Origin of the sequence: Pedobacter ginsengiterrae (genome assembly GCF_039537385.1) — a bacterium.
Classification (GTDB): domain Bacteria; phylum Bacteroidota; class Bacteroidia; order Sphingobacteriales; family Sphingobacteriaceae; genus Pedobacter; species Pedobacter ginsengiterrae.
Genome location: NZ_BAABAK010000005.1, coordinates 69,101 through 83,086 on the forward strand (window position 1 = coordinate 69,101; position 13,986 = coordinate 83,086).

12 protein-coding genes and 1 riboswitch are annotated in these 13,986 nt (G+C 36.1%); of the genes, 5 read left to right on the top strand and 7 right to left on the bottom strand.

The features are described from left to right. Positions 1-17: 17 nt before the first annotated feature. Entirely contained in the window at positions 18-2,153 is a 2,136-nt protein-coding gene (gene pnp, locus ABD692_RS06855) for a polyribonucleotide nucleotidyltransferase (protein WP_344765961.1), read from the bottom strand. 175 nt (positions 2,154-2,328) lie between these two features. Next, positions 2,329-2,613, bottom strand: a complete 285-nt coding sequence (gene rpsO, locus ABD692_RS06860; RefSeq protein WP_025146265.1) for a 30S ribosomal protein S15 — start codon at positions 2,611-2,613, stop codon at positions 2,329-2,331. Between the two features lie 389 nt (positions 2,614-3,002). Here rpsO and ABD692_RS06865 point away from each other — a divergent pair, with 389 nt between their 5' ends. From ABD692_RS06865 to ABD692_RS06875, 3 genes are all read left to right on the top strand, one after another. Beyond that, complete coding sequence (locus ABD692_RS06865) at positions 3,003-3,422, top strand: acyl-CoA thioesterase (protein ID WP_344765962.1); 420 nt, start codon at positions 3,003-3,005, stop codon at positions 3,420-3,422. Positions 3,423-3,934: 512 nt separating this feature from the next. Beyond that, complete coding sequence (locus tag ABD692_RS06870; RefSeq protein ID WP_344765963.1) at positions 3,935-5,359, top strand: MATE family efflux transporter; 1,425 nt, start codon at positions 3,935-3,937, stop codon at positions 5,357-5,359. A 151-nt stretch (positions 5,360-5,510) separates the two neighbouring features. After that, complete coding sequence (locus ABD692_RS06875; protein WP_316760675.1) at positions 5,511-5,825, top strand: HPF/RaiA family ribosome-associated protein; 315 nt, start codon at positions 5,511-5,513, stop codon at positions 5,823-5,825. A 92-nt stretch (positions 5,826-5,917) separates the two neighbouring features. Here the strand turns inward: ABD692_RS06875 and ABD692_RS06880 are convergent, their stop codons facing one another. The 4 genes from ABD692_RS06880 to ABD692_RS06895 form a co-directional block, all read right to left on the bottom strand. Beyond that, on the bottom strand, positions 5,918-6,658 hold the full coding sequence (locus tag ABD692_RS06880) for a menaquinone biosynthetic enzyme MqnA/MqnD family protein (protein ID WP_344765964.1): 741 nt from the start codon (positions 6,656-6,658) through the stop codon (positions 5,918-5,920). Between the two features lie 68 nt (positions 6,659-6,726). Further along, entirely contained in the window at positions 6,727-7,353 is a 627-nt protein-coding gene (locus ABD692_RS06885) for a histidine phosphatase family protein (RefSeq protein ID WP_344765965.1), read from the bottom strand. Positions 7,354-7,486: 133 nt separating this feature from the next. After that, complete coding sequence (gene mqnE, locus ABD692_RS06890) at positions 7,487-8,680, bottom strand: aminofutalosine synthase MqnE (protein ID WP_344765966.1); 1,194 nt, start codon at positions 8,678-8,680, stop codon at positions 7,487-7,489. A 292-nt stretch (positions 8,681-8,972) separates the two neighbouring features. After that, the gene (locus ABD692_RS06895; protein WP_316760681.1) at positions 8,973-9,467 is read right to left on the bottom strand and encodes a hypothetical protein; all 495 of its coding nucleotides are present in this window, start codon (positions 9,465-9,467) and stop codon (positions 8,973-8,975) included. A gap of 122 nt (positions 9,468-9,589) precedes the next feature. Here ABD692_RS06895 and ABD692_RS06900 point away from each other — a divergent pair, with 122 nt between their 5' ends. Beyond that, positions 9,590-10,705: a trans-sulfuration enzyme family protein gene (locus ABD692_RS06900; protein ID WP_344765967.1), complete on the top strand. Its 1,116-nt coding sequence runs from the start codon at positions 9,590-9,592 to the stop codon at positions 10,703-10,705. A 322-nt stretch (positions 10,706-11,027) separates the two neighbouring features. Here the strand turns inward: ABD692_RS06900 and ABD692_RS06905 are convergent, their stop codons facing one another. Next, complete coding sequence (locus ABD692_RS06905; protein WP_344765968.1) at positions 11,028-12,035, bottom strand: hypothetical protein; 1,008 nt, start codon at positions 12,033-12,035, stop codon at positions 11,028-11,030. Positions 12,036-12,250: 215 nt separating this feature from the next. Beyond that, positions 12,251-12,361: riboswitch (SAM riboswitch) on the top strand. A 286-nt stretch (positions 12,362-12,647) separates the two neighbouring features. On the opposite strand from ABD692_RS06905, the gene ABD692_RS06910 reads away from it, so the two are divergent. Further along, entirely contained in the window at positions 12,648-13,979 is a 1,332-nt protein-coding gene (locus ABD692_RS06910; RefSeq protein WP_316760688.1) for an O-acetylhomoserine aminocarboxypropyltransferase/cysteine synthase family protein, read from the top strand. The last annotated feature ends 7 nt before the right edge of the window (positions 13,980-13,986 follow it).

Genomic DNA, 13,986 nt, shown 5'->3' on the forward strand with positions numbered 1-13,986 from the left:
TTTAGGGGAATTAAGAGTTACGCCTGTGGCGCAGCTGGCTTTTCTGGTCTTGGTAATAAAACCTTACGAGAAAGTTTCATTTTACCTTGTTTGTCGATGTCTAATAATTTAACTTCGATTTTGTCACCTTCTTTCAATACACCGTCCATAGTTTCTAAACGTTCCCATGAAATTTCAGAGATGTGCAATAAACCATCTTTACCTGGCATAACCTCAACAAATGCACCGAATGGCATAATTGATTTTACTTTACCTTGGTAAACTTCACCAATTTCTGGTTTAGCTACGATGTTACGAATACGGGTAACAGCAGCATCAATTGCAGCTTTGTTATCAGCAAAAATTTCAACGATTCCTTTACCATCAACTTCTTCGATAGAGATTGAAGCACCAGTTTCGCGTTGCATTTCTTGGATAATTTTACCTCCAGGGCCGATAATTGCACCGATGAATTCTTTCTCAATAGTGATAGAAACAATACGTGGAGCATGTGGCTTCATGTCTTCATTAGGCTGAGCAATGGTTTTCTTCATCTCGTTTAAGATGTGTAAACGACCATCCTTAGCTTGTAATAAAGCTTTAGTTAATACTTCGTACGATAAACCATTGATTTTTAAGTCCATTTGACAAGCAACGATACCATTTTCAGTACCCGTTACTTTAAAGTCCATATCACCTAAGTGATCTTCATCACCTAAAATATCAGAAAGGATTGCATATTTACCAGTTTTCTCATCAGTAATTAAACCCATTGCGATACCAGAAACTGGAGATTTAATTTTGATACCAGCATCCATTAATGCTAATGTACCAGCACAAACAGTTGCCATTGATGATGAACCGTTTGATTCTAAAATATCAGAAACGATACGGATTGTATATGGATTCGCTTCACCTTGAGGTAAAACTTTTTTCAACGAACGTTGCGCTAAAGCACCGTGACCAATTTCGCGGCGACCGGCACCTCTGTTAGGTCTAACCTCTCCAGTTGAGAAACCAGGGAAATTATAGTGCAATAAGAATTTTTGGTAACCGTTAAAGAAAGCACCATCAATCATTTGCTCATCATCTTTGCTACCTAAAGTAACTGATGTTAAAGATTGAGTTTCACCACGTGTAAATACAGCTGAACCGTGTGCAGCAGGTAAATAACCAACTTCACTCCAGATCGGACGAATTTCAGTAGTCTTACGGCCATCTAAACGAATACCCTCATCTAACAATAGATTTCTAATTGCATCGTACTGAACATCATGGTAATAATGTTTAGCCATTGCTTTAGTTAAATCTGCAGTATCTTCTGGCATTGCCTCGAAAAACTCATTGATGATGGCAGTGAAACCAACTTTACGCTCATCTTTGTTCGAACCAGATTTCGCAACTGCGTAAACTTTATCGTAAGTATCAGCATAAACCTTAGCTTTTAAATCAGCATCATGGTCTTCATGGCTATATTCACGTTTTATTGTTTTACCAGTAGCCTCAGTTAATTCAACCTGAATCGCACATTGAACTTTAATTGCAGCATGTGCAAATTTCAAAGCCTCAACCATTTCATCTTCTTGAATTTCATCACACTCGCCTTCAACCATGCCGATATCGTTAGCCGAACCAGCAACCATAAATTCTAAAGTTGCACGCTCTAAATCGCTAGCGTATGGATTGATTACCAATTTACCATCAATTTTCGCAACACGTACTTCAGAAATTGGACCGTTGAAAGGAATATCAGAAACTGATAATGCAGCCGATGCTGCTAAACCTGCCAAACAATCTGGCATTATATTTTTATCAGCAGAAATTAATGAAATCATCACTTGAGTATCAGAGTGATAATCACTTGGGAACATTGGGCGTAAAGCTCTATCAACCAAACGAGAAATTAAAACCTCGTAATCAGATAATCTTGCCTCACGACGTAAAAAACCTCCTGGAATACGACCAGTAGCCGCATATTTCTCTTGATAATCAACCGATAAAGGTAAAAAATCAGTACCTGGTTTGGCACCCACAGTTGATACTACAGTTGCTAACAACATGGTATCGCCCATTTTAACTACAACCGAACCATCAGCTTGTTTAGCCAATTTACCAGTTTCAATTTCTACAATTCTGCCATCGCCCAAATCGAACGATTTTTTTATTACATTCATTTAAATAGAATTATGGCGTGTTTTCCTCTTTCTACACACCTTGTTTATATATGTTTTTGTTTTTGCAAACGAAGATAAGATTAAAAAAGCCTATCCATAACAAATCCCGTTAATTATTTAACAGGAAATGTAAAAAGCCATTCTCTAAAGAATGGCTTTCGCTGATAAAATTCGCTTATTTTTGTTTAATGATATCACGAAGCGATAAAGCTTTGATGATAGCACGGTAGCGCTCAATATCTTTTTTGTATAAGTAAGCCAAAATACCGCGGCGTTTACCTACCAATTTTTGAAGTGATAACTGTGTAGAGAAATCTTTACGATTTTTCTTTAAGTGTTCTGTTAAGTGCGCAATACGGTATGTAAATAACGCTACTTGACCTTCTGCAGAACCAGTGTTGGTTTCTACTTCGCCGTGTTGTTTAAAGATTTCGGCTTTCTTTTCTGGACTTAAATACATTCTTGAATAATATTAAAGTGTAAAAATTAATTAATTATGCCGCAAAGATAAAGTTTTTTAGCTGATAAACAAAGAGCCGCTAATTGTTTAATTAATAAACTATTAAAACTTTTTTTTCGAAAAGCAAGGTTCTGTTTTAATCGGTTGCAACCCTCCCGCCCTCGCTGCAATCTTTTAAAAACCTCTGGATTGCTGAGGAACGAAGAATCTGCAAGTGATGGAACAGATTCTTCGTTCCTCAGAATGACAGTATATTCAAGGTTGCTACAATTTTTAAAAGGATTTCCACTAAGTCGGGTTTAGAGAAATAAGATTGTGCATGAACTTAGTTTTTCCTTGCAATCGTTCAAACAAAACAAATATCGTATTTTTGTATAAAACATTTACCCTTGGAAAAGAATCAATTTAGCATTTTCGAAAGCGAATTACGTGTCCGTCCTGATGATATAGACATGTTTAACCATGTGCATAATAGCAAATACTTAGATTATGTACTCGCTGCCCGTTACGAGCAAATGGAAAAATTCTACAATATGCCTTGGGAACATTTCACTAAGCAAGGTTTGGGTTGGGTAGTTAGTCATGTTGATATCAATTTTAAACGTCCGCTTTTGATGAACGACCTGATGTTAATACGGACTGGTATTTTAACCATGCATGATAAAGGTTGTTCTGTTCAGTTTGAAATCATCAATAAGAAAACAGGAAAAGTAGTATCAGATGGGATTTTCGATTATGTACTAATAGACTTAAACACCAGCCGCGGTACAAAAGTTACTGAGGAAATGATAAAAGCCTATAGTATATAAAGTGATTTTCAGTTTTTATGTGATTCCATAGATTTTAGCCACCTCGGTTCGTGTTATCACAAAATGGAAACGGCAACCTTTAAAACTGCTGTCATTCTGAGGCACGAAGAATCCGCAACCTAGTGGTTCTGTCCTAAAATATTGCACTCACATTTTTCGTAGGTAAATTGGCGGTTGTATTTCATCGCTTAGAGATTCTTCACTGCGTTCAGAATGACAAACCTGTAGTCATGTTGCATTTATACAGCATATGAATAAATGTTGAAATAAAATTCCGTGCCTTCTGTGCATCCGTGGCCAACAAATCAATCAACACCTTAAAAATCAGTCATCAAAATTTGACAATCAGAAAATTTATTTATATTTGCCACATCAAAAAGAACAGAACCATGATAGTATCTGCAATCCGTTTTAGGTTTTAACAACCGAGGATTCCCTCCATTCAATTTCAGATATTTGCAGTCAGGCTGCATATCATTTGGTTTATTCATCACATTTTACAATATTAATATATGTCACAGTCAGTAAAGACGCAGGGCAAATTATCATCTTTTTTTGATGTACTTGTACAATCATTAAAAGGCCACGAAGTTGATTTAACTTCAATCAGTATAAAACGGGCCATAATTCTATTAGCCATTCCAATGATGCTGGAAATGGCCATGGAATCGGTTTTTGCTTTAGTCGATTTGTATTTCGTAGGGCACTTAGAAAACAGTAGCCATGCAATCCAAACGGTTGGTTTAACCGAGTCGGTTTTAACCATTATTTATTCATTAGCGATTGGCCTAAGTATGGCTGCGACAGCTGTTGTTGCCAGAAGAATTGGCGAGAAAAACCCAGAAGCCGCATCAAAAGCAGGTATGCAAACCATTGTGATTGCTGTCGCAATTAACATTTTAATCAGTATTGCAGGCTTAATTTACGCCAGAGAGATCCTTTTGTTAATGGGCGCTTCAGCAGAAACGGCTAATCATGGTACAACATTCATGAGAATTATGATGGGTGGAAGTATTATTATCGTACTCTTATTCTTAATCAATGGGATTTTTCGAGGCGCAGGTAATGCAGCAATTGCAATGCGAAGTTTATGGATTGCCAACATCGCTAATATAATCCTCTGCCCTATTTTTATCAATGGTTTCGGACCAATACCAGCATTCGGTTTAACAGGCGCTGCCATTGCAACAACTATTGGTCGAGGACTAGGGGTAACATATCAGATTTACAATTTATTTAATGGTAAAAATGCCTTAAAAATTCGCATCAGTCATTTCCTACCTGATCTTGAACAAATAAAGGCAATTGTGAAGATTGCTGCTCCTGCTATTTTTCAATTTGTAATTGCAAGTTGTAGTTGGGTTTTCTTAGCAGAATTAGTAGCTACAACAGGTGGCGATGAGGGTTCAGCAGGTTATCAAACGGCATTACGTTTGATGATGTTTTTCTTGTTGCCAGCTTGGGGATTAAGCAATGCAGCAGCAACTTTAGTGGGACAAAACTTAGGTGCAGGCCACATTGATCGAGCGGAGCAATCTGTTTTTCAAACCTTAAAATACATTATTGTTTTTATGGCGGTGGTTAGCGTTGTGTTTCTAACCTGCGGTCATTTGTTTGCATCTTTCTTTACTTCAGATGTGAAAGTAATTGAGATTGCTAGTAGGGCTTTAAAAATTTTAAGTATTGGCTTTATTATATATGGAGCCGCAATGGTGTTTAGCAGTGCTTTTAACGGCGCAGGCGATACCTGGACACCAACCAAAATAAACATTTTTGCATTTTGGTTGTTCCAGATTCCGTTGGCTTACTTCCTGGCAAAATACTTAGAAATGGGTCCTACTGGTGTTTTCATTGCCATACCAAGTGCAGAAGCAGGAATTGCCGTTGCAGCATTCATCTTATTCAAAAAAGGCAAGTGGAAGAAAACAATGGTTTAGAATTTTGTCAATTCTTAAGTAACAGACTTAAAAAACATGCGCTTTAGAAATTATGCAAAATCTGTATTTATAGTAAAATAAATATTTTAAAAGCTACATTTCAAAACGATTTATTACTTATGTTGTTGTAAATGTACTTAAACTTAAATATATGACGATTCAGCTGAACACCGACAAAAACTTGACTATCCATCAGGAATACGAAGACAAAATTAAAAATGCAATTAACGAAGGTTTAAGCAGATTTGATGATTTAATTACTCGTTTAGAAGTTCATCTATCAGATGAAAACGGAAGCAAAGAAGGCTTAGAAGATAAGCGATGCTTATTAGAAGCCAGAATATCAGGAAAAGAACCAATTGCGGTCACCAATTTAGGAAGCAACTACGATTTAGCCCTACATGGTGCAATAAACAAATTGAAAAGCAAACTCGAAACAATAGCAGGAAAGCTTAAAACGCATTAAAACAAAAACGCCATCATATTTGATGGCGTTTTTTGTTTTTAAATTAATTTATCTTTCAAAACTGATTAAGGTACTGCTTTTCTAAAGTTTAATTATACACTAACTTTTTCAAGCTGTTCAATATAGGCTAAAAACAAGTTCATTGCTTTTTTTCGATCATCTGTAACATCAAATTGAAGTTTGTGGTATAAATAATCTTCTAAATCGAAATTTGGTATTTGAGGCAAATCTTTTAAAACTTCGCTTCTGTGCGCCAAACCAAACTTTAAAGCTGCATTAAATTCTGTTTTAAATTCTTGCGAAATTTCTTTATTTGCTACCCAGGCAGCGTACATAAAAGGTAAACCTGTAAAGTTTTTCCACTCCTCGCCCATGTCATAAACGAAAGTAAAGTCTTCCTTTTTACCGAAAGTTCTATCTCCAATTAAAACAATAGCATCTGTTTTAACAGTTGGATCAGTTGTAAATTCAACTTCTAGCTTCCAATGAAATTTCAGCAAAACTTTGGCAAGATTATTTGACGTCCTGGAGTGTGCATCCAATCTTAAAGTTTTAATCTCAGCAACAGGAACATCACTAAAAATAAATACCGAATTTACAGCGCCATCGCTGCCAATACAGTAATCAGCTACAATATTTGCATTAGGTACAAAAGGAATCGCAGCAACTGGCATTAATCCTAAATCGACTTCGCCACTAATTACTTTGGCAGCGCATTCTGATGGAATATCTAAACTTAAATCGATTTTATTGATGATATCTGAATGCTCTAATCCGTAAATAAAAGCTTTAGTATTGGTATAGGCAACAGCCGATATTTTAATATTATTCAAGGTGTTATATAAATATTTTATTATAAAATTACAGTTATTGAAATAAAATCCAAAGTATGTAATGATTCTTAATCAATAACCAAACCATCCAAATGAACGGCACTATTAAATTCAAGCACAGTAAACTTTCCATCTTCAAAACCCATTTTATATAAAACTGTATTCTGATGTGGAAACTCAGTCATCTCGCTTAACGGTTTCTCTAAAAGTAAACAAAGAAAAACACGCATTGCTCTACCATGCATACAAAGCAAAACGGTTTGTTCTTCGGGTTTGTTAGATAAAACTTCCATTGGTTGTTTTAAACGTTCATATACATCCTGAACACTTTCTCCGCCTTCAAAATGAGCCGTATAATTACCATCTTCCCAGGCTTTCAGCATTTCACGAAAAGCATCTCTGGCATCCTCTGTATTTGCTTTACCTTCCCAAACACCCCAAGCTAGCTCATCCAATCCAGAAAGTTTTTCCCAAGGCAAATCAGAATCAATAAATTTCTGAACGGTTTGCCAGGTACGCTTTAAATCTGAGGTATAAATTTTATCAAATGGAATGTTTTTATAAGTCTGATAAAAAGCCTCGGCTTGTGCTCTTCCCGTGTCATTTAAATCAGAATTTATACCTCTTCCCTGTACGATTCCTCGTTTGTTTAATTCTGTTTCTCCGTGACGGATGATATAAATTTGTTTAGCCAAGATCTTTATAATTTAAGGATAATCGTTATGATTTAGCAAATGCCAAATCTTGAATATTAATGTAAAACTATGCTGTAAGTTAATTCTTTAGGTAAAAAGATTATGAATTATGAAAATCCTATAATCTTAAAACTTAATTAACTACAGGCAATTTATAGTAAGCTGGTTTCTTTTCTTCTTCAAAAACCACGTTTTCAAAATCGGTGACTACATTATATAAAGTATCTCGTTCGATTGCCTTTCTGCCGACTTGCTTAATCAAGTTTACCAGTTCTTTGGTACTCATTGCAGGCGTTTGTTCTTCCGCACCAGCCATCGAATAGATTTTAGTCGTATCATCTAAAGTTCCATCAATATCATCAACACCATAGTTTAAAGATAATTGAGCAGTTTCCCGACTAATCATAGCCCAATAAGCCTTAATGTGATCGAAGTTATCCATATAAATACGGGCAATGGCATAGTTTCTTAAATCTTCGATAACGGATGATTCAGAAACGTTACTCATTTGATTATGCTGATTTCTAAATTTTAAAGGAATAAAAGTTTGGAAACCGCCAGTTCTATCTTGCAACTTACGTAGTTTTTCCATGTGATCTACCCTATGTTCAAATTTTTCGATATGACCATAAAGCATAGTCGCATTACTTCTCATGCCAAGATTGTGCCATTCTTCGTGAATAGCCAACCATTGCTCGCCTGTACATTTATCTTTTGCAATCTGCTCCCGTATTTCTGGATGAAAAATTTCTGCACCACCACCAGGCATAGATTGTAAACCAGCCTCTTTCATCAATTTCATACCAGTAGCGTAATCAATTTTCGCTTTCTTAAAAATATAATGATATTCTACTGGTGTTAATGCTTTCACATGCAGCTCAGGACGATGTTCTCTGATAGCGGTAAACAAAGCAGAATAGAAAGCCATATCATACTGTGGCAAAACTCCGCCAACAATATGAACTTCAGTTACAGGCTCACCATCATATTTTTTAACGATATCGAGCATTTGCTCCATAGTTAAAGCCCAGCCTTCTTCTTTTTGCTTAATTAGTCGAGAGTAAGAACAAAATTTACAATCGTAAACACAAAGGTTTGTTGGCTCTAAATGGAAATTCCGATTAAAATACGTGATATCGCCATGCTTTTTCTCTCTGATAAAATTAGCCAATATTCCTAAATAACCTAATTCGGCATGTTCGTAAAGATGCACTCCCTCTTCAAAAGTAATTCGCTCTCCGTTGAGAACCTTTTGTGCTATGTTTTGTAGTTCAGTTGATAAGTTAGTATCAGCTAATATTTTTTCAACTTGTGAAGTTGTAGTCATTTCTGATTTTATTTTGAACAAAAATACAATATTGAGGCGATTTGAAAATCATTTTCTTGTAACAAACGGCAAGTTAGCCGCAGATTAACTGTTTTTAAATTTCGGAAAACTTAAAAAAAATTATTTAAAATAAAAGTTGTTACGGAAGCATAGAAATATTTCCCCTTGAAATTAAGTGTCAATCTGTGTTTGCGTGGCAAAAAACATCATCATAATCAATTCGGGAATCTGTGGCAAAAAAAAAGCACCTCTATTTAGAAGTACTTTTTAATTATGTTTTTTTAGGTAGATTTTATCTTGCAGCTGGAACAAATGTTAATACAATATTTGCTGTTTTTCCTCCAAACTCAATTGGCGATTTTACAACCATCTGCGTACTTGAAAGTTCTGTTAATACTAAGCGGTAACCTTCAGCAACATTTTTAGCTTTATCACCTTCGTAGATTTTTTTAAACTGGAAAGTTTGATCTTTAGGTGCAGCCGACCAGAAAATAGTTTGCATTACTGCTCCACAAGTGCTTGAAGCTGGTAATGTATAAGAACCATTTCCGCTGTTAGTTAATTTCCAGGTACTACCTTGAAAACATTTGTAAGATTTTTCTCCAAATAAACCTTGAACAGCACCATCAGGTAATCCTTCTAAAGCCACATTGCTTACAACCCAATCACGTACAACCGTGCCTCTGCTCCCTGTTACACCTGCAGTTACTCTTTTTGCAGTGTTACAACTTTGCATCATAATTAAGGTAGAACATGCTATCGCGATAGCTATAAATAATCTTCTCATTTTTTGTTTAATTAATTTTCGTCAGAACAAACACATAAATCTTGCCAAAACAAATTGAATCTAAAAATTAGTATCAAATTGTTAAATTGCGCATAAAAATATCCTCAATAACAAAAATCATAATGAAACCCGAAACCCTTGCTATTCACGCTTCTAATCTTGTTAAGAATACAACTGGAGATGTTACGCCACCTATAAATTTATCGACAACTTTTTTTCGTGATGAAAACGGAGCTTATCCAGGTGGGCATATGTATAGTCGTGTGAGCAATCCAAATCGTTCTGCTTTAGAAAACACTGTAGCCAAATTAGAATACGGTGAAGATGCAGCGGCTTTTGCATCTGGCAATAATTGCGGCATGAGCTTGTTTCAGGCTTTAAAACCAGGCAGCCATATTATAGCACCAGATGATATGTATTGGGGAATTAAAAAGCAATTACTAACGATTTTTAATGAAACATTAGAATTCGATTTTGTTGATCAAACAGACTTAGAGCTAATAAAAGATTGTGTAAAGCCAAACACTAAATTAATTTGGATTGAAACACCCTCAAATCCATTATTAAAAGTTACAGATATTGAAGAAATCTCTAAAATTGCAAAAAGCTACAACATTACTTTAGCTTGCGATAGTACTTTTGCATCGCCTATCCTACAAAACCCAATTTTATTAGGCGCCGATATTGTAATGCATAGCAGTACCAAATACCTTGGTGGCCACAGCGATATTCTTGGAGGAATTTTGGTAACAGCCAAAAAGGATGAATTGTGGGAGAAAATCAAAAATATTCAACAAACTGGTGGCGCAGTACCATCGCCATTTGATTGCTTTTTACTTTGCAGAAGTATTAAAACTTTGGCCTATCGCATGAAAGGTCATTGCGAAAACGGGAAAAAAGTTGCTCATTACCTAGCGAACCACCCAAAAGTTGAGGCTGTTTTTTACCCAGGTTTAGAAAGTCATCCTCAACACGAAATTGCAAAAAAACAAATGAAAGATTTCGGCGGAATGATGTCGTTTTTAGTTAAAGGCGATGCAGAGGAAACCAGTATGGTAGTTAATAAAGTACAGTTATTTGCACAAGCTACGAGTTTAGGCGGTGTTGAAAGTTTAATTGAGCATAGATATTCTGTAGAGGGACCTGATAGCAAAACGCCTAAAAATTTATTAAGAATTTCGGTCGGATTAGAACACGTTGATGATATTATCGCAGATTTGGAACAGGCTTTAGGATAGAACTTTTGTCATCCTGAGCTTGTTGAAGGAAATACTCATTTAGATCGAACTAGAGCGTTTTTTTGACTAAATGGGCTAAAGTTTCTAATTACCAAAAACTAGAAATCCCATTCAGTAAGTACAAAGCAATCTTAAAATTTTTAGGTCTAGCTCATTAATATTGCTTCTTTCCTCGCTATGACGAACGCTTAATAACAGGTGGTAAACTAACCCTTTGTTTATAAACCCGATTGCAGCGGCAGCCCCCGATTTTTTATCGGGGCTACAGCGAAAAGCGGGACTGTATATTCCGAAGAATTACAATCCCGCTCATTTTCAAATTTTATTTCGGATTACAAGCGGTGACTAACTTAGCCGAATAGTTTGGGTTTAATGGCTCGTTTGTTTGCGCTAAACGCTGAGAACCAGTATTTGCAGGACAAGCGATGTCGCCAGCAGCATCATAAACGATTCTATTTCCTGCAGCGATTAACTCTTTTGGTACATAAACCTGAACTTTTGTTATGGAGTAACCTGAAGGATAATAACGTACATAATACCCATCAGGATGTTTGGTCCAGATGCCGCTTGGCACATCAGCACGAGGTGGAGCCATACCAGCGATTATTGCATACTTTTCCATGTCGGCATAAGTATAATTACCTGAAGAAACCAGTTGGCGAATGTTATTTTCGGCTTCAAAAACTGCTTTTATACCAGATGGCAATTGGTCTTTAGCTTTCTCCATCACATCGAAAGGTAGAACGCCTAATGCGCCTCCTTCTAATTGAGTAAGCTGTTTTGGAGTTAAGAGTTTTATGGCAGTTAACTTGACCTGACCAGCATAATCGGCAAATTTTGTACGGGCAATAATTGTCCACAGCAAAACCTGAATATCGTGTTGATCTACATCCTGGTGTTTTTCTGCACTTTTTAATATAGAAACTACAATTTCCTCTTTCGGGCCTAAAACTGGTGCAAACATATAACCATCGCCTTTTGATGGCGCAAATGTGCCTGCTTTTAAACAATAACTTTTATTGGTCATTTCATAAAGTCCTTCGCAAAGCACAAAACCGCCATCTGGATTTTTAGGCAATAAGTATAAAGGCTGGGCTTTTAGCGTGGCTTTAAAGTCGGGCATCATTTCGCCTTCGCGATTTACATCTTCGAAAGCTGTTGTTATTGCTGCAGGTTGTTTTAAAAATTTATCTACTCCTAAAGCTTTGGCGCCTTGTGCAGTTCCAACTTTTAATAATTTATCTTTTAATCCGCCGAATTGAGCATTGGCATGATTGATACTTGCAATGGCTAATAACACTGCGAAGCAAAGGTTTTTTGCGTTTTTCATTAATGATTAGATTTTAATAGGTAAGACAAACTTAGAGTTTTAAGCGTAAATTTTATATTAAATATTGCGTTTTATCATTTCAATATAAAATTAGGTAGTTCATTTTCAATATATTATTTAATTTTCAGAATTTTATTTTGTGAATTAAAATTAAATTCTCACCTTTGAAATATTATTTGGCAAACAGCTAAATAGAAGTCAATCTTAATCGGGTTGATTTATAAAGAAGTGGCGAGAGACTGGCTCCGTGACCCACTGGCAACCCTCAGAAAGAGAAGGTGCCAATTCCTGACCGAATAACATGGTGTTATTTGGAGATATAAATTAGAACTGATGAAAACATTAAATCTTCTATCGCAAAGCGAGCCCAGTGTAAACCTTAAAAAGGTAGAAAACATTTCTATTTCTTTTATCTGTTGTGATATGCAGGCGATTACTTGTATGTGCTGTTGCATACAGTAATTTAAAAAACTTCCTTTTTTGTTTCTATTTCAAACTGGAAGGTCCCGATAAATCGGGATACGCCTAACGCCTACCAGAATTTTCATGATTTTAAGATTCATGATTTCGGGTAAACTTATCAAACAATCACACATTTAATTATTAGAAATTATGTCAACATCATATAAATTTGAAACCTTACAAATTCACGCAGGTCAGGAAATAGACCCAACAACTGGTTCAAGAGCTGTTCCTATATATCAAACCACTTCTTACGGCTTCAAAAATGCAGAACATGGAGCAAACCTATTTGCGTTAAAAGAATTCGGAAACATTTACACCAGGATTATGAATCCAACGAACGATGTTTTTGAAAAACGTATCGCAGCTTTAGAAGGTGGTGTTGCAGCTTTAGCAGTAGCATCGGGACAAGCGGCACAGTTTATTGCACTAAATAACATTTTAGAAGTGGGCGATAGTATCGTTTCTTCATCACACATTTATGGCGGAACTTATAACCAGTTTAAAGTTTCTTTTAAACGTTTAGGCATTCATGTAGATTTTGCTAACCCAGATGTTCCCGAAGAATTTGAGGCGAAAATTACAGAGAAAACAAAAGCTATTTATTTGGAAACTATAGGCAACCCTGCATTTAGTATTCCTGATTTTGAGAAAATAGCCGCAATTGCAAAGAAATATGATATTCCTTTAGTAGTTGATAATACTTTTGGTGCGGCTGGATATTTATTTAAACCATTAGAACACGGTGCAAATGTTGTTGTAGAATCGGCAACTAAATGGATTGGCGGACATGGAACCAGCATTGGCGGCGTTATTGTTGATGGCGGAAACTACAACTGGGGTAACGGAAAATTTAAACAATTTAGTGAACCATCTGAAGGTTATCATGGTTTGGTTTTCAGCGATGTTTTTGGCGTTAATGGTCCTTTTGGTAATATTCAATTTATTATTCGTGCCCGTGTAGAGGGTTTAAGAGATTTAGGCCCAGCCCTTTCTCCATTTAATTCTTTCCTTTTGCTACAAGGTTTAGAAACATTATCACTTCGTGTGCAACGCCATGTTGATAACGCTTTGGAATTAGCAACCTGGCTAGAAAATCACCCAGCAGTTAAAGAAGTTTCGTACCCAGGATTAGCAAGCAGCAAATACAATAGTTTAGCTAAAAAATATTTAAGCAATGGATTTGGTGCGGTTTTATCTTTTGAGTTAGACGGCAGTAAGGAAAGCGCAACTCAATTAATTGATAATTTAAAACTGATTTCTCATTTAGCTAATGTGGGTGATGCCAAAACACTGATCATTCAGCCTTCGGCAACTACACATCAACAATTAAGCGAAAGCGAACAACTGGCTGCTGGAGTTAAGCCAAATTCACTTCGTGTTTCGGTAGGAATTGAGCACATCGATGATATTAAAGCCGATTTCGAACACGCATTTTCGGCAATCAGTTCGCAATTAAACGTAAAAAGTTTACAGGCCTAATCACTTT